The sequence below is a fragment of the Acanthopleuribacter pedis genome, assembly GCF_017377855.1.
Taxonomy (GTDB): Bacteria; Acidobacteriota; Holophagae; order Acanthopleuribacterales; family Acanthopleuribacteraceae; genus Acanthopleuribacter; species Acanthopleuribacter pedis.
In genome coordinates this window covers 57,305-79,243 of sequence record NZ_JAFREP010000008.1, presented here as the reverse complement: position 1 = coordinate 79,243, position 21,939 = coordinate 57,305, and the positions used below count along the sequence as shown (strand labels likewise).

Sequence of the window (21,939 nt, the reverse complement as noted above, 5' to 3'; positions counted from 1 at the left end):
GACGAAGGCTTCGCCGCCATGCAACATCGGTTTCAAGCGCAATCCCTTCGGAGTAAGCCGAGGCCCTCACGCCGCATCACTGATTCTTCTTAGACATCCATTCCGCTCAGCGGATTCATCATCTGTCTCCAGCAATCCCCGGTCCTTTTCACCTCTGAAGAAAGGCTGCTAATGTCACGCACCATTTTGATTGTTTCCGGCATTTTTGAAGGCAAAACCTACGATCTCAAGGAAGGCATGGAGATTCGTATTGGGCGTGACCCCTTTAACGACATGATCTTGGCCTACGATCCTTGTGTTTCGGGATGCCACGCCTTGCTGAAGCTGGAGAAAGGCAAGGCCTACCTCAACGATTTGAAGTCGTCGAACGGTTCTTTTGTCGGTCGGGTGCGGATTGAGCCGGGTGTCTACAAAGAAATTCGCGACTTTTTCGTGGTCGGCAGCACCATTATGCGCATCGCCGACAACCCGGTTCGCAACATGGGCGAACCCCTGCCGGTTTCTTCCGAGCTGGCCCACTCCTGGATGCCGCAACCGCTATTTGCCACCGCGTTACAAATTGCCGACGACGATCCCTTTATCAAGTCGATCCACCTGTTTTTGGCTTTAATCGAAAATTTCAAAGACGAACTCGCCCCCTTTTGGCAAGACATTGGTTACGACATGGACATCGAACGCCTCGCCGAGGGCGTGCGTTCCCACCAAGTTTTTAACGGCGATTACCAGTGGATTAACAACTTCCTGATTTTTCACCACAAGTTGGTCAAAGGCCGTGCCCAGCAGGTCACCCCGAAAGTGCGCCAGTTCATGGCCGACGTCCAGCAGAGCCGCACCCCCGATCCGATTCGCCTGCTGAAAACCATGCTGAGCGACGAGTTCAGTTTGATTTACCCGATGCTCGATTGGCAACGCACGCAAGACGCCTGGCAACGGGGCTTTTCCGTTTTCTCCCAAAAAATTGCCGGCAAGGTCAACCGCCCCCGCAAAAAATCCAGCTTGGTGGGTTTCGCCTCCCATCTCCAACTCCCGCTCGAGTTTTGGGTCACCCTGGAAAGCGCTTGCAAACAGCACACCGTTGTCGCCATCTCGGGCAGCCGCGGCTGTGGTAAGTCCAGCGTGTTGCGTTTTTGTTTCGGCGAAAAAAGTTCGTCACCCGCCTTGCCTGAGGCGTTTAAGGTCGAAGACAAACTGCTGTTCGACCCACTGCTGTTTTTGTCGATGGAAGGCAAAGACGTTTTTGACGATTACGTCTCGGGCATCGCCGCGTCGATTCGCGGCGGCGGCGTGATTGGTATCGACCACGTCGACGCCTTGCTCATGCACCTGGGTGAAGGCGAAGAACACGCCAAAGATTTCCTGGCCGCCTTGCGGGAACCCGAGGGAACCCTGGTTTTTTCGGTTAAGAAAGAAAACCTCGACATGGTCACCTCCGCGGTCGACAACCTGCGGGTGATCGACATGGACCGCCATCTCGAGTCCGTGTTACCACGCATTTACGACAGCCTCGTCAACGGTTTTGAGAAAAAAACCAACAAAACCCTGTCCCGCCAAGCACGTGCCTTCCTCACCGAACACATCGCCGGCGAAAACACCGATATCGGCCGCTTCCGTTCCTTCCTGATGCTTTGCCAACTCGAGGTAGAAGAGTTAAACGCCTTCCCGGTCAAAACCGGCGGCACCCAAAAAGAAATTGGCGAAGGGTTCCTGCGCAACATCGCGGAGAACCACGGCAACTTCTTGACCAAAGGCGCCGAGGGCGGCGGCGTGGAAGAGGAAGTGCTCAAACAGGTAGAAAACCTGGTTCACAACTTCGCAAAACACATCCTCAAAGTGCACATCAATTACGGCGACCAAACCCGCCACTTCTACGAGGCCGGCCGCCTCAGTCGCGAAGAAAAACTCGGCGAACTCAAGTTCCACCTGGTCAACCTGCTGTCGACTTACGAGTCCAGCTTCCGCAAATGGTTCGAGCAGTTCTGGAGACGCGTCGATCCCGAAACCCTGCGCAAGGAATCGGGTTCCGGTAACCCCCGTCGCCTGTGGAGCGAATTCGAAAACCACGCCCGAACCATTGACGCCGACTACGCCGAGGATCATTTCCACGAATTCTTCGGCCAGAAATTTTTGGAAGCGTGGCGCTCACAACGGGTCGGCGCCCAGGAACCCTCCTAACGGGCATCCCCTGAACCCACGACATCCCCAAGTCGGCGATCCTGCGATAGCACGGACAAAAACAGGATGATCCCTTCGCCTTCCCCAGGCGATCCCTTCGCTCCTCCGGGGCGATCCCTTCGCTCCTCCGGGGCGATCCCTTCGCTCCTCCGGGGCGATTCATTCGCTCAAGAGGAGCGAATCCCACAAATCCCGTTTCTCTTGGACCGCGGCGCCCCACGGCCCGCGGATATTTGCTATGCTGTGCGCATAGGTAAGCCCCTTGTTGCGAATATTTTGACGCCGGAATCGCAACGCGTGTACCCAATAACGCCACCTATCTTGATGAAGGGGACGTCACCCGAACGGACCGTCGGGGTTCACGCCGACCCCTGCATTCGCGCTCTTCTTCCAATCGATTGATTTGTGTGCGTGCTTCTCAGCCTAGTTTTTGCTAGTCTAGATGTCACCCTTGTGTCAGGCCCGATATTGTGAAGTCGCTTTGGTCGTACAGACCGTCTATACGGAATTCCTTTATTCTTGTGTCGTGAGGTTGCGCTGACAGATATGGATCATCCTGAAAGAATCGGTAAATACACGGTTTCCGCATTCTTGGAAGACGGGCCGATTGGCTCCTCTTACCTCGCACGTGACTCGGTCAACGGACAACTGGTTGCCCTTCAACTCATCGAAATTAACTTCGCCGATCAAGCCGCTCGCCAGGCCTTTTTATCCAGCCTGAAAGAGGAGGCGCGGGTCTGTGCCGGCCTAAAGGACGAGCGTATTTCCGCCGTCTACGACATCGACATCGCCGATAAAAAACCCTACATGGCCCTGGTCGCCCGGGAAGGGCAGCCGCTCACGCGTCGCCTGCGTGAGGGAACGCTTGATCTCAACGCCAAAATCAAGGTCCTGGCCGAGGTGGCCCAAGCTTTGGACCACGCCCACCAACAAGGCCTTATTCACGGCGCCTTGAATCCCGGCCAAATCTTGGTCAACGACCAAGCCGACGTCCAACTCATCGACTTTGCCCTCAACCGCATTAGCGAAGAGGAAATGGCCAAACTGGGCAACCACATGTTGCCGCCCGCCTATGCCAGCCCCGAAAAGGTCAAAGGCAAAGAGGTTGACGCGCGTTCCGACCTGTTCTCCTTGGGTATCTTGGCGCACGAGGTACTGACGGGCGCTTCCCCGTTTGCCGCCACCAGCGCCGTTACCATGATTTACCAAATCGCCGAAAGCGACGCCCAAATCCAAGATGTGCCAGGCCTGGCTCCCGACAAGCAGGAACGCCTCAAAACCTTTTTCCAACGCGCCCTGAGCAAAGAGCCCGGCGAACGCTTCCAAAGCGGCAATGAATTTTGTGCCGATATCTACGATGCCTTCGATGCCTGGGACCAGGACGCCTTTGACCATTTTGAGGCACCCGAGACCCCGGTCGGTGCCGGCACGCCGCCCGACATGACCGGCACGGTCAAACTGGAGTTCACCGACGACATGAAGGAAATGTTGTTTGGTGGGCCCACCGCGCCACCGGGACGCAAGGCACCAGAGCCGGAAGTCAAATCGGAGCCGGACCCGCTCGAGGACACCAACCCCAACGCCTTCGATGAGGACGACCACCTCTCGCCAACCGTACAAATGACGGCGATGCCCGATCCTAACCCACCGGAGCTTCCCAATTTAAGCGACACCATCCCGCCGGGCGCCCAACAACGCACCTTAAGTTCCAACCCGGACGTCATCGACGACACCATGTGGGAGGACACCCAACCCGGGGATAACAAACCGGTAGTTGGCAGCACCGTTAAAATGCCGGTCTTTGATCAAGACGCCTTCGATCAATTCCAGGCGGATCAGAAACAGCCGGAACCCCCGCCGGAAGCCCCGGTTCCGGGTACGGTCCGCATGAATTTTAGCGAGCTGGGTTTGGACGAGATCCCCGAGTTGGAAGAACGGCCGCAACCGAGCAAGTCCGAACCCTTGCCGCTGCCCATGCCGGAAAGCAAACCCGCGGAACAGCCCTTACCGGTCCCCCAACCGGAACCACCGCCGCCCCCGACACCAACCCCGACCCAGGAACCGGCACCACCGCCGCCGCCCGCGAACAAACCGGCGTCCGGCGGCAAACCGCCTTGGCTGATTCCCGCCGCCGCGGGGGCCGTGGTTCTGCTCGTTCTTGTGGTTGTTGCCCTGCTCTTCACGGGCTCGGAGCCGGAGGAAGGACCGGAAACCCCGCCGACCCCGCCACCCGCCTCACAAAGTGAGTGGACCCTCTCCGGCGCCTTTGACGGGGCATCCGTATATATAGACGGCAATTTTGTCGGCACCATGCCGATGACGGTCAAAAGAGATGCCACGGAAGCGGACGACTTGGTCGTCACCCTGTTCTGCTCCGGCTTCCAAGCCCAGTCCATCACGCTTGACGCCGAAACACCCGCCCAACAAACACCCGAACTGAAACCCGGCAAGCCGGCCCGTTACTGGGAAGACCACGATCCCTACTTCGACCACGCGGACGAACCCCTGGTGATCAGCGTATCCCCGGAAGATGCGGTCGTTTGGGTCAATGACGAATATATCGGTACCGAACCCCTGTTCCTCTTCCCCCACGATTGGGGCGACCAGGACATCAATGTCACCGTCTACTGTCCCGGTTACGACGCCGATACCTTAATCTTGCCCGCTTACAGTTGGGACGCGGGCTACAAGACCCTTGAACTTTCACCGGACAAAACCGATCCACAACTGCTGTTCCAAGACCCGAACTGGACCGGCGACCAAAGTTTGCTGGAATCATCCGAGCCGGATCCCAAGGCCGACGAAGATTCAGCCTGGGCCGCCGCCCGCCGCACCAACTCCATTCGCGGTTACAACCGCTTCCTGCGCGCCTTCCCGCAAAGTAATAAAACCGCGGAAGCCAACAAACGCATTCAGGATCTGCGCATCGACGACAAACTGGAAGCCGCCATTTCCAGCGGCAAACTCAGCCAGCTGGAAAAGGTGTTGGAACAACATCCCTCCTTGAAAAATACCCAAAAAGCCAAAACAGCCTTGCGGGACATGGAGTTTCAGGATCGTTTCCAACAGGCCTTTGACTCGAGTGACATTGACCGCGCCCAAACCATGCTGGACAACACCGACAAAATCAGTCGCCGTTATGTCCGCTGGGCGGAGGGACGTTTCGCCGACATGCAGGGCTTGCACTTGTCCTCCTCCAGTTTTGAAACCATTCTCAACGCGGGTGATTTCGACCGCCTCCAGGCCTTCCTGGAAAAGTGGGGCAACAAAAACGCCACGCGGACCCGACGCGTTCGCGCCGCCCTGGTCAAGCTGATGGACCAACGGGAACGTACCGCATCCGAGACGCTGCAGCACACCCCGGAAAAACGGGTCAAGCTACGCCGACGTCGCTCGCTTGATTTGACCTTCCAATATCCCAACGGCACACCCTTCCCGATCACCAAAGCCGAGCTGCATTTCACCAACGGCGGGACCACGCGCACGGTGCCGCTTACCGTGAGCGGCAACACCCTGAAAACGGCCATTGCCCACGCGGACTTGGCACCGGGTCAGTTGAGCTACTTTGTGGTACTTGCCGACAACTACGACAACCCTTACAGCCTGGTAAACAAGGTCTTCAAGACGACCTGTCGCTAGTAAAAACCCAATTTATGACACAAAGGCTCCCGAACACGGGAGCCTTTCCCTTTTCCAACCACCCATAAGGGCAATATCTAAAGACGCTTACATAAAACAACAGGCTTGAGGTCCCAAAAAGTCATGACCCAAAAACATGACTTTGGCTCTATTGAGGGAAAACCACGCCTCGCTTAGAATCGCTTTTGTCAGCACGGGTGAGGCAAGGCCCCACCGGTCGACACGAAATAACGCATCGCGGATCAGGAAGCCGCCAAGGGTTCCATTAACCGACACTCATGATGATGATCATCATCGTCAAAACGTCAGCCACAGCATCCAAAAGCGTCGTTTCACCTCGGATAGGTTTCACCCGGTTTTGTTTTCACAAAACCCCGTCCTTCTCAACCTGAACCCAAAGTTTCCGGTTTAACCACTATAACGAAACCTACCTTTTGAATCATAGAAAACCACCCAGCGTTTGAATCATAGAAAACCACCCAGCGTTTGAATCATCAAGCGTTACGGGGTGCTTAGCACGCCACGTCCCGGCAGGCGCCGGACCCTCCGCAACCGCTCAGACAACGACCACCTTCGACTCAGACAACGGTAAACAAAGCACTTAGACTCCCCAACCATACCCCTAAGCGCCAACTTACCAGCTCACAGCGATCGTGAATCGTACCGACGGCCACGTTGATTACCGACGTCTGCCGGGACGCAAGGACCCCGTGTGGGCATTTCAATCACATACCACCATCATAGAGAGGTACTATCACATGTTCCGTAAGCTCGTTTTATCCACTGTATTTGCCTTGAGTTCCCTTAGTGCATTTGCCGATGTTGATTTGCGCACCACCATCACCGATGTTCAATATCGCGGCGCGTGCGAACGCGCCGGCGTCATCAACTTCAACGTTGACGGCAATGAATTCGCCGAAGCCTCCGAAACCGATCCCGTTTACATGCGCCTCCGCTTGGACCACGGCGCGGTACTCTGCCAAACCTTGGTCTCTGAAAACGGCGGCCAAGCCCCCATCCACCTGCCCGCCGCCCTGGAACTGGGCTACGGTTCAGAAGGTGACACCGTAAACATTGCTCCAGACGGCGTATCCATCGTTCGCTGGGTTCAAGGCGAACCCGAAATCTGGATCAAGATAACCGACGACTCCAACGACTGGATCCGTTCCGGCGACCAACTGTTACCGCCTTCTCCCGAGCGCGTTATCTCTTTCACCATCGGCATTGACGGCGCAACCTCACAAGCCACCAACGAAATGTTGTTCCAAATGCAACGCGCCAACTTGGCCGCCAGCCTGCAAAACAACGCGGTTGCCGACACCCTGTTAAACGTTGACCTGAGCAATTCCAACCTCGAGCCCCGGCCCGCACCCCTGGAAGATTCCGCGCTGAACTTCGACCCGATCACGTTCGACAGCCAAACCAGCAACGTTGAGAGCAGCGCGAGCTTCCGTGACATCACCCTCGGCCAGTTGACTTCCGTGGCTTTTAGCGACGACCGCACCATCGCGCGTGCCTTTAACGATGACGTGATTGATCCACCCCCGACCGGCGACATCGACGTCGAATTGCGCACCACCATTCGCGAAGTCCATATCCAAAACGACAACCAAACCACCGGCATGGTTCAGTTCTACCTTGACGCCGACGAATTCGCCGAAGCTTCTCCCGAGAACCCCATCTACATCCGCATGCGCTTGGAACGTGGTGCCACCTTGGCCGATGATCGTGTCGAGCCCGGCGCCGATCACGCCCCCATCTACCTGCCGATCATTTTGGACGGCCCCGAGGGTTACACGGTCGCCGCTCCCGCTACCGCCGTTTCCGTGGTTCGCTGGAAAGCCGGTGAACATGAGGTTTGGCTTAAAATCACCGAGGCGACCAGCTCTTGGTTGCGCAATTCTAGCACCGGCCAACTCGAATCCCCCAGCTACGACAACCCCGTGTTCTTCAACATCGGCCTGAGCGCTTCGCGTTCCATGGACGACGCCCAAGACGCATTCCAGCAAGGCCACGCCAACCTGCCGTTCCAAACCACCAAAGGCACGCGTAACCTGCCTTCCGATTTGTCCTTCACCGTTGACCTGCGCGAAGCCTACCTCGAACCCCTGCCCGCGCCTCAAGACGTGTCCGCGTTGGGCTTCGACCCCATCGCTTTCGACAGCCAAACCGAGGGCGTTGAACAAGAAGACGCTTCTACCGGCATCAACCTTGGCCAACTCCAACCCATTCCTTTCTCCGATGATCGTGTGATTGCCCGCGCTTTTGCTTCCCATTTCGGTAGCAACATGACCCTGAGCGGTAATTCTCGGGCGCTTGACTACGACAAAAACAACCAGCGTCTGGGCGCGGTTAAAGCAGATTTCACTGGTGATATCTTCCGCAACACCGAGGGTGAATTCCCCCTTTCCCTGCCTCCCGGTTTCTCCTTGAGCAAAACCTTGGTTGGCGAGGGCGACGCCCCCATCAACGTGGCACTGAAAGTACGCAACGGTGCCGAGGCCGGTATCGAGATGGTTGCGGCTGAAAACGCGGTCACCATCACCCGCTGGGTTGCCGGTGAAACATTCATTATTCTGGATGTTAACCAAAAATCCGACGAGTGGCTGCGCTTGAACGGCCAATTGGTTGCGCCTTCCGAGCAAAACCAAGTCCGCATGGTTCTGGGTAACTCCGCCTCCGGTTCCCTGCGCAGCTTCCTGCGCAAGTACAACGCGGGCTTGGCCAACTTGCCCGCCAACATGAAAATCAACGATGCCAACGGCCTGCCCCAAGCAGCCGACACCCGTGCCCGGGTTGATCTGGACCGCGCCCAAGTAGGCGTCGGCAGCGTCGCAACCTGGACCTTTCAGTATTCCGGTGAAGTCGCCAACGTCGGCCAAATCGAAGAGTAAAGCCTTCACCTAAGCACCCGATCCTCGGGAAATGCAACCTGGAAGGAAGTCATTCAGGTTTCAACGCACCGGTCGCCTGGCGGCCGGTGCATTTTTCGTTGGGAAATGCGGGTTAGGTTAAAAAAGAAAACATCAGAAAACACCCGAAAAAAAGAAGCCCCAAAACTAAAAAGAGCCAGGCGGTCAGGACGACGGCCGGCTCTTTTTCTGTTTGAGTACCTTAGGCAGGTAAGTAGCAAGTACTTTAAATGGAGGGCTCAGTGTCGCCTCCACATCTCTGAACATAGCAATGTATTTCCTTATCTGGCGGGTTAATCCCAACCTCCTTCTTTGGAACCTTGCACTACCCAATATGGTTTCTGAGGAACCCAAAGTCAAGAAAAGGGGCCAATAAATGTTAATTTTTTGCAAGAACCTCTTTTTGCTCAACTTGCACAATCTTTTCACACCTAAATAACGCAGACTTAGAAAAAATAGATACTTAAATACATCAAAGCAATTCATAACATTGTTATAAATCCTTCCTAGCTGCAAAACACCTACTTTTATTCCAAAAGAGCCCCAAGAATTGGTTGGAACTACAGGCCCATGGGACCAATTCCTCCTGGTTTTCTCTCATCACCCTGGAGAAACGGCGGCAACCGCCCACCCTTCACCACGCCTTTGGAACCGATTCCATCGGTTTTACTCACCACCCGCGGGGAAAATCACCACCCACCTCCCGCCGAAAGCAGCGGGTAACAGAAAAAATCCCAATAAACGTTGCACCGCAACATCCGTTAACCAAAAATAGACATCCACCCGATGTACCCCAAGTAACACGCAATGACCGAGAACGACCATGACGGAAGCAAGCGAGCCACAACCCAAATCCTCACCCGCCGCCGACAGCCCCGCATCAACCGCCGTCGCCGCGGTGGACCCCGCGGCGGGGCAAGGCAACGACGCGGCACCTCCGACACCGCAACCGGAGCACCAACCGAACGCGGTGGTTTTGCCGGATCAACCGCCCGCGGTCCCCGATTGCTTGAATTGCGGCCACCCCGTGGCGCTGCTGTATTGCCCGAATTGCGGTCAAAGCTTGCGCGACGTGCGGGTTTCCATCAGCAGCCTGGTGATGGATTTTCTCGGCGACGCCTTTACCTTCGATTCCAAGCTGTTTCGCAGCATGCGCCCCCTCTTTCTCAAACCCGGCTTCCTCACCCGCGAATTCATGCGGGGACGCCGCGCGCAATACATCCCACCACTGCGGATGTACCTGTTTTTCAGCATCCTTTTCTTTTTGACAATTAACCTCACCCGCGACAGCAATATCGACCCCCACGCGGATGCGCCCGCCGCCAAAGCGTTAATGATCGTTACCGGCTATGAAGAACTGCCGTCCGATTTGCGCAAGACCAACGCCAACCAAGCCGCGGTAATGGTTGAACAGCAAGCCCACGCCGAATTTAACCAAACCAGGGCCGCCCTGGGCCTCAACCCCATTGAACTGGGAACCGATCCCAACATCCTCGCGGAGCAAGAAACGGAACCGGAAGCAAACGAGGCGGCCGAAACATACGAGATCGCCTTCGAACGCTACGAGGAGCGCATGGAACGGGTCGCGGCATTGCGCGACGGTACGTTTAAATTGAATAGCCATATTCGGATCACCCGTGGCTTTGAAAAAAGCGAGGATGCCTGGAAAAAGTGGCTGGAAGACAAAGTCGACGACCAAGTCGCCCGCCTCAAACACATGGACCCCGACACCTTCTACGCCACCCTGATCGACACCTTCTTCAAATTGTTACCCAACGTGATGTTTGTGCTCATGCCCCTGTTCGCCTTTTTCCTCAAGGTGGTTTACCTTCGCCGCGACCCCTTGTACATTGATCACCTGATCACAGCATTCCACTTCCACGCCTTCGTTTTTTGTTTCTTATCCCTGGTGATTCTCGGGCTAGCCGTCTTCGACAACCTGGTCCTCAATGTGTTCGGCCTGCTTGGTGCGCTAGGGGCGATCCATCTCTATCTCTATCTGATGCTCAAGTGCATTTACGGTCAATCCCACCTAAAAACCTTGCTCAAGTTCATTCTGCTCTGGCTGATCTATGGGATGACCTTGAACCTGGCCATGGGCACGGCTTTAATCAGCAGCATCTTTATGATCTAGCCCGCATTTCTCACCAGAAGTTCTGATCCAGCGCTGAAACAACTGCGATTACTTAGGTTACTTGGTCGCACCGTTGCAAAGCAACGGTGCAACAGCCTCGACGTAGCGCTGCTACGCCGAAAGGTCGGCCCCGCGAAAGGTCGGCCCCGCGAAAGGTCGGCCCCGCGAAAGGTCGGCCCCGCGAAAGGTCGGCCCCGCGAAAGGTCGGCCCCGCGAAAGGTCGGCCCCACCAGGTTTTCCCTCGGCCGTAACCTGTGTACTCACAGATATTTCAAAGCCTCGAGACGAATTCTGGTGAGAAATGCGAGCTAGCCAACCAGCGCGCCGGCACGCGCCGCGCGTGTCGCATAAGAATCGGCCTGGCTCGCCCGCCCTTGTTCCTTGTAGAAGGTGGCCAGGGCCTCTAAGGTCCGCGCTTCGCCGGGCAAGTGTTCCATCTTTCGGTAGGTCTCCAAGCTCATGCTCAGGAATTTGATCGACTGTTGTTTGTTGCGTAAAAAGGCGTGAACCTTGGCAAGACGCAACAACAAACGCGCCATCGGGGAAGCCACACCCGATTTGTCAAAAATATCCAAGGCCATCGATCCTTGCCCCAAGGCCAGTGCCCATTGCCCGGATTGGGTCAACACATGACACTGGATGGATCGCGCCATGCCTTCCGCCTCACGGAACCCGCCGACCTGCGCCAAGCTCATCGCTTGTTCGGCCAAATCCTTGGCTTCGTCCATGTCGTTGCGATCCACGGCGCATTCCGCCAAACGCACCAGTGACTTGGTTTGGATGTAGTGATCTTCCACTTCGCCCGCATGTTGGAAGGCCTTCTGAAAATATTCGGCGGCGCGTTCATCACGCACCAAACTACCTAAACCGAGGTAGGCTTCGGGCAAATATTCGCGGTAGCCGCTATCTTCTAACAAGTTACGACCATTAAGGGCGTGCTCATAGGCACTGGTCACATGACCCAGGCGCGACAACACCTGGCCAACCAAACCCAAACAACGCCCGCGCACCACCTGGCTCAGACGGTTACCGTGGCTGCCGAACAACGCACCCAAGGCGTCCAGCGCCGCGCTGGTTTCCCCCAACTTAAACAGGGAACGCGCCTGCATCATCAGGCTCTCTTCGTCGACTTGCTGGGTGCCCAACAACTCGTTGCGTGCCTCGCGCCAATAACCCTGCCGCTCGTAAATCGCGGCGCGCAGGCGGTGGATCGCGCGATCCAGGCCGGTATCATGCAGGGTTGCACCGGCTTCAATGACTTCGGTTAAACAGAAGTTGGCTTGGTCGGGGGAACCCCCGCCTAAGGCAAACCAGCCCCATTCCAAGGCCAAGGCCGCTTTTTCTGCACCACTTTTGACCGCCGCCAAAACCTGGGAGGCTTCTTCCAAAAATACCTGGGCCCGCGCCCGTTCACCTTGCCAACGTGCAACCCGCGCCTGTTGCAACGTAATGCGCAGCCGTTCCGCGGGATCAAAGGTCACCTCGGCGGCAGAGGCCAATTGCTTTTTGGCCGCCTCCAGGTGGTCGTATTTGGCGGCGATGCGGCTAAGTCGGTACAAGGCGTCGCCCCGTCGGCGCCGTTCCTTGGCGTCGGCCACCGCGTTTTGGGCGCGTTTCATCGCACCCTCGGCTTTTTGCGGCTGCATTTCAAACAACCGCTCGTAGCGGGAGAAATCAATAAAACCAGCCGTGTAACACACGGTGCGGTAGAAGTTGGGCGCCGCGTAAGACAGTTGCGATTCAATCGCTTTCGGGCAAAACAGGACCCAGCATTGCTTTTTCCCGGTGACGGTTTCGTACTCGCTTTCCATGTGGGAAAACAGCAGACCCATTTCCTCTTCCATGCCCTCGGGATTGGCCTGGAAACGTTCGTAGGGAAAACCCCGTAATAAATGAATGCGGTGGTCGGGCCGGTCCTCATCCCAGGTTCGGTACAAAGGGTTGTAACCGGAACCACACATCGACACGCGGTCCAAGGTAAATTCGTCGGCCAAATCGGCCTCTAAGCGGCGCACAATTACATGCTCCAACGCCTCAGTCTCACTGCAAACAATGACAAAAAAGCCCTGCTCGGCGCGGGCGCGCATGTGATCGACCAAGGTGGGAAACTGGAGCAAATCGCGGAAACGGAACATTGTCTTTTCGAGCGTCACAAAACCATCCAACAAAACCAAATACCGGGCATCGCGGTGTAGGCGCAAAACGTTGGGTATCCATCCGATTCATTAAAAAAGGACGGCCAAAAACAGGATCCCGGGGGAGGTGAGCAGTCTTTTGGGAAAGCCGAGAAGTTCGGCATAGGATTGATGGGTTATTCTAGCATTGAACCTAAGAAGCGCGATAACTCGCGGTAACTTTAGCTAAATCTCTGGGCTGCAACGGCCTGTAAAAATGCTCACCGCACCCACGGGGTGCGGTCGTGCGCGACCCGGGCCCGCTTTCTCCAAACCATTTCGCTCCAGATCTTTAGCCAAAACCCCTCGCTTCAGTGCTTCTTAGGTTGAATGCCGATGCATCCCCATGGGAACTCGGCGCAAGGTCCATGCGTCGGCCGCACAACGGGTGCCGGGTCGCGCCGATAAGAACCCACGCGGGAGGATATGACGATGGTGTTTCGCCGTAAATGGGTAAAAATAGGGGTGGTCGCGGGATTGCTCCTGCTGCTCAGCCCACTGATCATGGTGAACTGCATGTCGTTCGGACCATCGGCTAAAAAAATTCAGACCACCTTCGATCAAGCCGGCGTGACCCCGGTCAGGGAGACCCTGACCTATGCTTCCGGCAAGGTCCACACCGTCGCCACCGGCAGCGCGGACAAACCGCTGGTCATCTTCGTCCACGGCTCGCCGGGCGGATGGCACAACAACCTCGCCTACCTCACCGACGAACAACTCCTCGCCGAGGCCCACATGGTTGCCATCGACCGACCCGGCTTCGGTCTTTCCGACCGCGGCGCCGTCCAACCCAGCCAGGCCGTGCAGGCCGCCGCCGTCGCCGCCGTCATCAAACGTTATCCCTCACCTCGGAAAGCCATCTTGGTGGGCCACTCGCTGGGCGGGCCGGTCATCGCCCGGGTCGCCATGGATTACCCGGACCTGGTCGGGCACCTCGTCATGGTCGCGCCCTCCATCGATCCCGAGCTGGAAAAAATCAAGTGGTTCCAATACCCGGCTACATGGCGCGTCCTCAATTGGATGATCCCCATCGATCTGCTCACCACCAACCGCGAGATCCTCCCCCTCAAAGGCGAACTGGAACACATGATCCCGATGTGGCCCGCGATCCAGGCGCCGACCACGGTGTTCCACGGCACGGCGGACAAGCTGGTCCCCTACGAAAACGCCGAATTTGCAAAGCGAATGATGACGTCGGCCCCGGTAAACATCATCAAACTCGAGGATCAAAACCATTTTATTCTGTGGTCCCACCACGTCCTGATCCGCGATCATTTGTTGGCAACGATACGCGGTGAAAATTGAGGTAACCAAACGTTGCCGGATTTAGCCATACCCCTTTTCTGCAATGCCCAGGTCCTTGAATGAGCGCCGGCTATCGGCGGCGTTTCAGCCACGCTTTGGGGTTTTCCGGTTTGGTTCGGTTCCTAATTTCAAAGTGGAGTACCGGGCCCTCCAAGGACGCCGAATCGCCGCTGGTCCCGATCTCTTGGTCGCGTTCCACGAAGTCGCCTTTTTGGACCAGGATTTGATCGCAGTGGGCGTAAAAGGTCGTAATCCGCTCGCTGTGGTCGATGATGATCAAGTTCCCGTAGTTCTTGAACCAGTCCGCGTAAAGGACCTTGCCGCTGTAAATCGCCTTGACCGGTGTCCCCTTGTCGATGCGCAGGGTCACGCCGTTTTGACGGCGTTTGGTGGCGTACTCGGGATCCACGTACACGCCGAAGCGGCGCAGGACCTTGCCCAAGGCGGGCCAGTCGAGTCGGCCTTTGTAACGGGAGATGGGGACGCGTAAGGCCATCGGGTCGGCATCTTCCTCGGTTAACCGCCGCACCATCAACTCAAGCTCTTCTTTTTCCAGTTCCAACTCTTGCAACAGCTTGATCTTCTGTTTTGAGGTACGTCGGATTTGCCGCAAACGGCGCGCGCGTTTTTTGAGTAAATCGTCCAGCTCGCCGCGTTTGGCGGCCAGTTCCTCGCGGGTTTTGGCGGCGGAATCGCGAAATTCCCGCAAGGAGGCGGCCGTTTCCTGCAGCTCGGCCTGGGTACGGCGAAAATCGGCCAGCAGGTTCACGTCACGCTCGGTCAGCATCTTGGCGTAATGGTAGGCGGTAATGAGGTCGGCGCGACGCGATTCCTTGAGCAGCAATTGCGCGTAACCCAAGTTGCCGCGTTTGTAGAGACGCCGCAGCCGATTGCTGATTTGCTCTTTCTGACGGACGGCCCGCTGGTCGAGCACCTGGTGATGGGACTCGGTTTCGTCCAAACGCACCTGGGTCTGCGCCAGTTGCAGCTCGTGTTTTTGGACCTTGGCCGAAATCAGGGCGCGCTCCAGTTCCAACGCGGAAATCTCCTCGGAAACCTTCGACGAGTCCTGACGAATCGACGCCAGTTGCGCCTGGAGGCGCGTCACATTGGCGTCGATTCGGCTCATTTTGGAACGGACCTGCTCCAGTTCCTCCGGCTGCTCGGTCGGCGTGACCCCTTCGGCCACAAGCAAGGTGCAGCCGATCATGCAGAAAAGGAAGATGATGCGGGAGAAACGGAGCATGGCGGTCCTGTTCGAGAAACGGGTTAACCCTCGAAATGGGTGAATTTAATGAATTCGCGGTAGCGCGCCTCAATATCCGCATCGGAAATCGAAGCCAATCGGTCAACCGAAAAAGATTCAACGGTAAAAGAACCCATCACACTGCCGTAAATAACGGCTTTTTTGAGGGTTTCAAAGTTGAAATCTTGCTGGGCGGCCAAATAACCGATGAACCCGCCGGCGAAGGAATCACCCGCGCCGGTGGGATCAACCACGTTGCACAAAGGGTAAGCAGGTGCAATGAAGATCTGATCGCCCTGGATCAGAATCGCACCGTGTTCACCTTGTTTGATGCACAGCGTTTTGGGGCCCATTTCGGCGATGGTTTTGGCGGCTTCCACCAACTGCCGTTTGCCGCTTAACATGGCGGCCTCGGAATCGTTGATGAGCAGAAAGTCCACGTGTTTGAGGGTATCGATCAAGTCGGCACGGGTTTCTTTGATCCACAGGTTCATGGTGTCGAGCGCGACGATTTTGGGTTTGTCGACCTGATTCAACACGTCGCGTTGCAGGGTCGGGTGGATGTTCCCCAAAAACACGACGTCGCTGTTGCGTTGCGCGGTGGGCACCTTTGGCTTGAAGTGCTCAAACGCGTTGAGCTGGGTGTCATGGGTAATGCGGTCGTTCCAGTTGGCCAGGTACTCGCCTTTCCAGAAGAAACACTTACCGTCGACCTTTTCGAGACCCGTCAGATCAATGCCTTTGTGTTCGAGTAATTGCTCGTCGGCCAAATTGAAATCACTGCCGATCACGGCAACGATGGAAACCGGCGCAAAGTGACGCGCGGCAATGGAGAAAAAGGTGGCGGAGCCGCCCAGGGCGCGCTCGCGGCGGTCGAACGGGGTAATGACCTCGTCATATGCAACAGAACCAACGGTTAAAATGTTCATAACATCACCTTGTTTTAGGAATCAGTGTCCATGTATTTGCCGATGATGGCGGCGAGCGCCTGTTTGCGTTCGGCGGGTACGTTTTCGGCTTGGGTCAGGATGGAAAATTTGAGCGCCTCGTGGATGGGGTTGACGTGATCGAGATCGATCAAGGTCACGGCCTTGGCGATGGTTGCCGCGGCGGCCTCCGCGTTCTGGCGCAAAATCTTGACCACCATGTCGACGGTTACGTGTTCTTCTTCCTCATGCCAGCAATCGTAATCGGTCACCATCGCAATGGTGGCGTAGGGAATTTCGGCTTCACGCGCCAACTTGGCTTCCTGGAGGTTGGTCATACCAATCACGTCGGCATCCCAAGAACGGTACATAAAAGATTCGGCACGGGTCGAAAATTGCGGGCCTTCCATGTTGACGTAGGTGCCGCCAAGGTGGGTATTCACCCCGATTTCACGAGCCGCGTTGTACAGCGTTTTCTGCAGGTAGGTGCAGATCGGCTCCGCCAGGGAGACGTGGGCCACAATGCCTTCGCCGAAGAAGGTATCGACACGATGACGGGTGCGGTCAATGAACTGATCGGGAAACACAAAATGGGTCGGCGCATAGGCTTCTTTCAAAGAGCCGACGGCACTGGCCGAGATCAGGTAACGCGCGCCAAGTTGCTTGAAGGCGTAAATGTTGGCGCGGAAATTCAGTTCGGTGGGCAGGATATGGTGCTTGCGGTTGTGGCGGGCCAAAAAGGCGACGGTTTTGCCACCCAAGCGACCAACCAAAAAAGAATCGCTGGGTTTCCCATAGGGGGTCTCAACCTCAACCTCGCGGCGGTCGGTCAGTTCTTCCATATTGTAGAAACCGCTGCCGCCGACAATACCGATATCAATTTTCTCTAGGGTTGCCATGACTTCTCCTGTTGTTTGGTTTTGTCCAATTCGGGATCTTCAGGGAACAGAGCTCGGTAAATACTTTTTTGGGAAGCGGTTGCGTTTTCCTCGTCAAAGACAAGCACTTTGGCTTTCTCTTTTGCAACCAACTTCACCGGAATGGTCAAAATCTTGTTGGAACGCGACACCAAAACCTCAACCACATCACCGGGATGGGACCACTGTAACAACTTTTGGAAGTTGTCGGGCGTCACGCGGCGGCCGTTCAAGGCCAAGAGTTCATCGCCGAAATCGAGACCGGCGCTCCAACCGTTGCGCTCTCGGTAGACGTGGCGGATAAACAAACCCTCGGTACGGGTTTCGGTGTCGATCCCCAGACTCACCTCGGGCGGCGGTTTGTAGGCCTTTTCCGCGGCTTTGTCGGTTTCTTCCGGCACGGTGAAGGTCATGCCGGCGTAACCGAGAATTTTGTCGAAGGGAATGGCTTCAGCGCGGCGCACATGCCGGTCGAGAAAGGTGCCGGCGGCTTTGGTGCCGACTTCACTCACCAGGGCATGCACGATATCCCAATCAATCGGCAGCCCCTTGGCACCGTAGTCCTGGTAGAGACGACGGTTGACGGTGTCCAGGCTCGCCTCGTTTTTGGAACGGTGGCGAATCACCAGGTCCAGGGCAAACGCGGCCAAGGCGCCGGTGGCGTAATAATGGCTCCGCGCGTTTTTGAAGGATTCGTCGCGCTGATAAAGGTGAATCCAGGCGTCGAAGGAGGCCTCGGTCAAGCTCTGGCGGGTGTTGCCCGGCGTTTGGTAATAACGGTTGAGTTCCTTAGAAAAAGCCTTGAGCAATTGCTTTTCGTCCCAAAATCCGGCACGACCCATGAGCAGGTTGTCGTAGTAGGAAGTCCAGCCCTCGTGGAGCCACAACATGTCGGTGTACTGCTCGTTTTGGTAATCAAAGGTTTCCAGCGCCTTATCGCGGAAGGCTTTGACGTTCCAGGCGTGATAGTACTCGTGAATTAACAAACCAAGAAAGTAGTCCCAACCTTTGTCGGTACGGAAATAATCAGAAGACGCTTGGACCATGGTGCTGTTGGCGTGTTCCAAACCGCCGCGGGCACCGTCCAAACGAAACTGGGAAAGATAGTAGTAGCGATCAAAAGGATAACCACCGAAAAGATCGCCCACAACCTCACCGATCTTCTTAAGCGCCTCGGTCATGCCCGCCTCGTTCATGTTCACGTCGCCGGCGATCACCCAGTAGTGGGGAATCCCGGCGACCTCAAACTCGTGGCGGCGCAAGGGGCCGAACACCATCGGGGTGTCGACCAAAACATCGAGGTTATCGGCCAAAAACACCTGCTCGGCGATGCGCGGCATGGCAGTCGCAACGGTCCAGTTCTCGGGGGTGGTCACGGCGATCTGGTAACTGACTTTCTCGCGGCCCGGTTCGTAAAGAAAAGCCGAGGCCGGATTGATAAACCCGTAGAACGAATCGATGTAGCTGGTGCGGACGGAAAAAGTGTAGGCAAACAACTGGTAGGAAACGGTGAGCGGTGTTTTGGCGGGAACATCCACCAACCAGGTGGACTTATCACCCTTGCGCCACGGCAGGGGTTCCCCCTTGGGGTCGCGCGCGGCAAAGGCTTCGACGTTTTTGGCGTAATCGCGTACCTTGTAGGAGCCCGGTGTCCAGACCGGCATTTGCAAACGTCGGGTGCCCGCCTCGTTTTGCGGCGGAAAGGTGATTTCAAGATCGAAGTAATGCTGGGTCGCCAAAGGCATGGCGATTTTGGCCTGAATGACCGGGGCCGCTTGGTTTTGCGCCGCCACACCGGCCGCAAAGGGTGCGACGGGAAGGGAAAGAGGCGCCGCGCTCATGAGCGAAAGGGTCGCAAAGCCGATCATCAACCAACAAAAAAAAGTCCTAAACAACAAAGGGATGCCTCCCTGTGAGATCCCAAACCGAGTCGGACGCGTCGACGATGGGTGCCTGAAAAGCGCGGCGCAACGACGGGGGAACCCATGCGGGCAACCCATTCCCACGTAAGCCAAACTTGAAAAACTTCAGACACTTAACGATCAAAAGGGCCTCAATTCCACGAACGTCGGTCCTCTACTCGATTTCATACAACCCACGATTCTACCTAAAAAGCGCACCCCGTGTAGACGTTTTTCCCGCGCAGACCGGGTTTGCTCAACGGGATCAAGCCGCGCGGCGGCGAAAACACAGCGTTAACACAAAGACAAGCGCCTGCTGTTAAAGGTGTTGATCCGAAAACACGGGCTACCAAAGCTCACGCGGTCGCGGTCCCCGTTCGTAGACAGATCGCAACAATTCAGCCACTTGCGCCACGGCCTCCCCATCCATGAAAGCCGCGTCTTTCAAGCGGGTCATCTCGGCGACCACGGCCTCGCGCGCCCCCGGATCCGCGGCAAGTGTCGTCGCCCGCGCCACATAGGCCGCGTCATCGGCGACGGTCAATCCGGTCAACCCGATGCGTCGGTACATGGCGTCGGTCACGCGACCACACATCATGCTACCCGGCCGCGTCACCACGGGGGTTCCGACGGACAAGGCTTCGTAAGAGGTCATGCCGCCGCCAAAGTGGTGGGGATCCAACATCACGTCGGCCAACTGGATCAGGCTCACAAAATCCGACTGCGACATACGCGGCAACCACCGAATGCGCGCGGTTAAGTCGCCGAGGGTGCGTGCCCAACGCTGCATCAGCAGCGTGCGCCAGCGCGGGAAAGCGCCCTCGATCAGCAGCAGCTCGGCCTTTTCGTCGGCGGCCAACAGATCGCGCAGGATGGGATCGTAATCGGGATGGAACTTAAACAAGCTCTGGGGACACACGAAGTAACGGCCCGCCGGGTCCAAACCGAAATCGGCGCGGGTTTTGGTTTGAAACCGCGGTGGCTCGATCACCATCGCCGGTACCTCGGTCAGCAACAGTTCCTCACTGTAGTGTTCGGCGGCATTTTCCGGTTCCATACCGCGACTAGAAACAAAGTAATCGATGGTTTCGATGCCGCTGGTCACGGGGTGCCCGATGGTCGCCAATTGGATCGGCGCCAAACGCATAAACGCCAGCAGGTAGGTGCCGATGTCCATGCCGATATCCAGGTAAAACAACAGATCGCAGCGGGCACCGGCGACCACATCCCGCGCCCGCGCCAAATGCGAAGGAAAGGACAGGGTCTGGTCGACCTCGGCCGCCAAACCCTGCACCAAATCGTCGTGGGACTGCTCGTGGACAAAAAGGGTGACATGGAACCGGTCACGGGGTAACCCACTGATCAGATGGCGGTACAGACGACCGATGGTGTGGTTGCGCAGGTAGCGCGAAATAAAACCGACCGCGATACGACCGTCCTGACGCGGGGTCGGCGCGGCCACGTGTTCGGCTCGGTAGGAAAGCGCCGGACAGGCGCGGCGCAGGACCCGCGCGGCTTGGCACTGAAGATCGCGCACGGGCGCGCCCCCGTAAGCCAGAAAAAACAAGGTGCGGTTAAGGTTCCCAAGCGGTTCCGGGAAGTTCAGGTCCATGGTTTCGAGCTGAGACAGGCCCGCGCGCATGGCCGCGTGGGCGCTTTCGATCTCGGCCGCGTCGGCCGCAATGACCGGCAGGACGGTTACCGCTTTGAAGAGATACCACGCGGCGCCGCTTTGTTCGAAGGCCGCCTGATACTCGGCGCGCGCGGCCTGCCAATCACCTTGATCCTGTAACAGATCACCGAGGTTGGCGCGGGCCTTCACGTAGCTCGGGTCCAGGGTCACCGCGAGGCGAAACTGCGCGGCAGCCTCGTCATAACGCTTCAGTTCTTTTAAACAGTTGCCGGTGTTGTTGTGCACCTCGGCGCGGGGCTCCAGCGAAAGTGACTTTTGGTAATGGACCAAGGCCTCGGACAAGCGCCCTTTTAAGGCCTCAATCAGGCCCAGGTTACCGTGGGCCATGGCATGGTTGGGGGCCACCGCGTGGGCCCGTTCGTAGTATTTGCCGGCGGCATCATAATCGCCCAAGGTCATGTGGTAGCGACCGTAATGGCTGAGTGCATCGAAATGGTCTCGGTTGGCGGCGAGCGCTTTTTCCAGCGCGGTTTTGCTTTGACCGAGACGGCCCGCGCGCAGCAGGCAATAACCCAAATTGGCTTGCGCATCCACAAAACCCGGCTCAAAACGCAGCGCCGCCCGGTAGGCTTGCAACGCCTCGTCCCAATCTTCCCGCGCAACCAACAAGTTACCGCGGGTGTTGTGGTAGAAGTGCGAACTGGGTTTGATCGCCAGGGCGCGTTTGATGACATTCAAACCTTGGCTGATTTCGCCGCGGGCACAATGGAACAGCGCCTTCAGGTTGAGCGAACCGGGGTTGCCGGGGTCCAGCGCCAAGGCTTTTTTGACAAACCCCTCGGCCTGGGCCATGTCGCCGCGCTGGTAGGCGACCGCCGCCTCGCGGTACTGGGCCTCGGCTTTTTCCGGGTAGATCTTGCGGGGCGGCTGCGCCGGTTTTTTCTTCTTTTTGTCGCGTTTCTTGGATTTGGATGACATGG

11 protein-coding genes are annotated in these 21,939 nt (G+C 56.9%); 5 read left to right on the top strand and 6 right to left on the bottom strand.

What is annotated here, in order from left to right:
* Positions 1-171 precede the first annotated feature (171 nt).
* The 4 genes from J3U88_RS11015 (at position 172) to J3U88_RS11000 (ending at position 10,857) form a co-directional block, all read left to right on the top strand.
* A complete protein-coding gene (locus J3U88_RS11015) occupies positions 172-2,172 on the top strand; it encodes an FHA domain-containing protein (RefSeq protein WP_207858805.1) in 2,001 nt (666 codons plus the stop codon).
* A gap of 546 nt (positions 2,173-2,718) precedes the next feature.
* Entirely contained in the window at positions 2,719-5,811 is a 3,093-nt protein-coding gene (locus tag J3U88_RS11010; RefSeq protein ID WP_207858804.1) for a serine/threonine-protein kinase, read from the top strand.
* A gap of 758 nt (positions 5,812-6,569) precedes the next feature.
* Entirely contained in the window at positions 6,570-8,705 is a 2,136-nt protein-coding gene (locus tag J3U88_RS11005; protein WP_207858803.1) for a hypothetical protein, read from the top strand.
* A gap of 841 nt (positions 8,706-9,546) precedes the next feature.
* On the top strand, positions 9,547-10,857 hold the full coding sequence (locus tag J3U88_RS11000; RefSeq protein ID WP_207858802.1) for a DUF3667 domain-containing protein: 1,311 nt from the start codon (positions 9,547-9,549) through the stop codon (positions 10,855-10,857).
* Positions 10,858-11,165: 308 nt separating this feature from the next.
* On the opposite strand, the gene J3U88_RS10995 is transcribed toward J3U88_RS11000, so the two are convergent.
* The gene (locus J3U88_RS10995) at positions 11,166-13,010 is read right to left on the bottom strand and encodes a tetratricopeptide repeat protein (protein ID WP_207858801.1); all 1,845 of its coding nucleotides are present in this window, start codon (positions 13,008-13,010) and stop codon (positions 11,166-11,168) included.
* A 453-nt stretch (positions 13,011-13,463) separates the two neighbouring features.
* Between J3U88_RS10995 and J3U88_RS10990 the strand changes: the two genes are divergently transcribed.
* Positions 13,464-14,336 carry an alpha/beta fold hydrolase gene (locus J3U88_RS10990; protein WP_207858800.1) on the top strand — a complete coding sequence of 291 codons (873 nt, stop codon included), beginning with the start codon at positions 13,464-13,466 and terminating at the stop codon, positions 14,334-14,336.
* 70 nt (positions 14,337-14,406) lie between these two features.
* Here the strand turns inward: J3U88_RS10990 and J3U88_RS10985 are convergent, their stop codons facing one another.
* The 5 genes from J3U88_RS10985 to J3U88_RS10965 all read right to left on the bottom strand — a co-directional run bounded on the left by J3U88_RS10985 (position 14,407) and on the right by J3U88_RS10965 (position 21,937).
* Entirely contained in the window at positions 14,407-15,582 is a 1,176-nt protein-coding gene (locus J3U88_RS10985; protein ID WP_207858799.1) for a murein hydrolase activator EnvC family protein, read from the bottom strand.
* Between the two features lie 23 nt (positions 15,583-15,605).
* On the bottom strand, positions 15,606-16,511 hold the full coding sequence (locus tag J3U88_RS10980) for a PfkB family carbohydrate kinase (protein WP_207858798.1): 906 nt from the start codon (positions 16,509-16,511) through the stop codon (positions 15,606-15,608).
* Between the two features lie 14 nt (positions 16,512-16,525).
* Complete coding sequence (gene mtnP / locus J3U88_RS10975; RefSeq protein ID WP_207858797.1) at positions 16,526-17,407, bottom strand: S-methyl-5'-thioadenosine phosphorylase; 882 nt, start codon at positions 17,405-17,407, stop codon at positions 16,526-16,528.
* Positions 17,395-19,323 carry a M61 family metallopeptidase gene (locus J3U88_RS10970; protein ID WP_207858796.1) on the bottom strand — a complete coding sequence of 643 codons (1,929 nt, stop codon included), beginning with the start codon at positions 19,321-19,323 and terminating at the stop codon, positions 17,395-17,397. The genes mtnP and J3U88_RS10970 overlap by 13 nt, the downstream gene beginning before the upstream one ends.
* Before the next feature lie 349 nt (positions 19,324-19,672).
* Positions 19,673-21,937, bottom strand: coding sequence for a tetratricopeptide repeat protein (locus J3U88_RS10965; protein ID WP_207858795.1), 2,265 nt, complete (start codon positions 21,935-21,937; stop codon positions 19,673-19,675).
* Positions 21,938-21,939 lie beyond the last annotated feature (2 nt).

What these genes read in the sequence shown, in the direction of transcription:
- J3U88_RS11015 (WP_207858805.1), top strand. Translation starts at nt 172, where the DNA reads ATGTCACGCACCATTTTGATTGTTTCCGGCATTTTTGAAGGCAAAACC.
- J3U88_RS11010 (WP_207858804.1), top strand. Translation starts at nt 2,719, where the DNA reads ATGGATCATCCTGAAAGAATCGGTAAATACACGGTTTCCGCATTCTTG.
- J3U88_RS11005 (WP_207858803.1), top strand. Translation starts at nt 6,570, where the DNA reads ATGTTCCGTAAGCTCGTTTTATCCACTGTATTTGCCTTGAGTTCCCTT.
- J3U88_RS11000 (WP_207858802.1), top strand. Translation starts at nt 9,547, where the DNA reads ATGACGGAAGCAAGCGAGCCACAACCCAAATCCTCACCCGCCGCCGAC.
- J3U88_RS10990 (WP_207858800.1), top strand. Translation starts at nt 13,464, where the DNA reads ATGGTGTTTCGCCGTAAATGGGTAAAAATAGGGGTGGTCGCGGGATTG.
- J3U88_RS10985 (WP_207858799.1), bottom strand. Translation starts at nt 15,582, where the DNA reads ATGCTCCGTTTCTCCCGCATCATCTTCCTTTTCTGCATGATCGGCTGC.
- J3U88_RS10980 (WP_207858798.1), bottom strand. Translation starts at nt 16,511, where the DNA reads ATGAACATTTTAACCGTTGGTTCTGTTGCATATGACGAGGTCATTACC.
- mtnP (WP_207858797.1), bottom strand. Translation starts at nt 17,407, where the DNA reads ATGGCAACCCTAGAGAAAATTGATATCGGTATTGTCGGCGGCAGCGGT.
- J3U88_RS10965 (WP_207858795.1), bottom strand. Translation starts at nt 21,937, where the DNA reads ATGTCATCCAAATCCAAGAAACGCGACAAAAAGAAGAAAAAACCGGCG.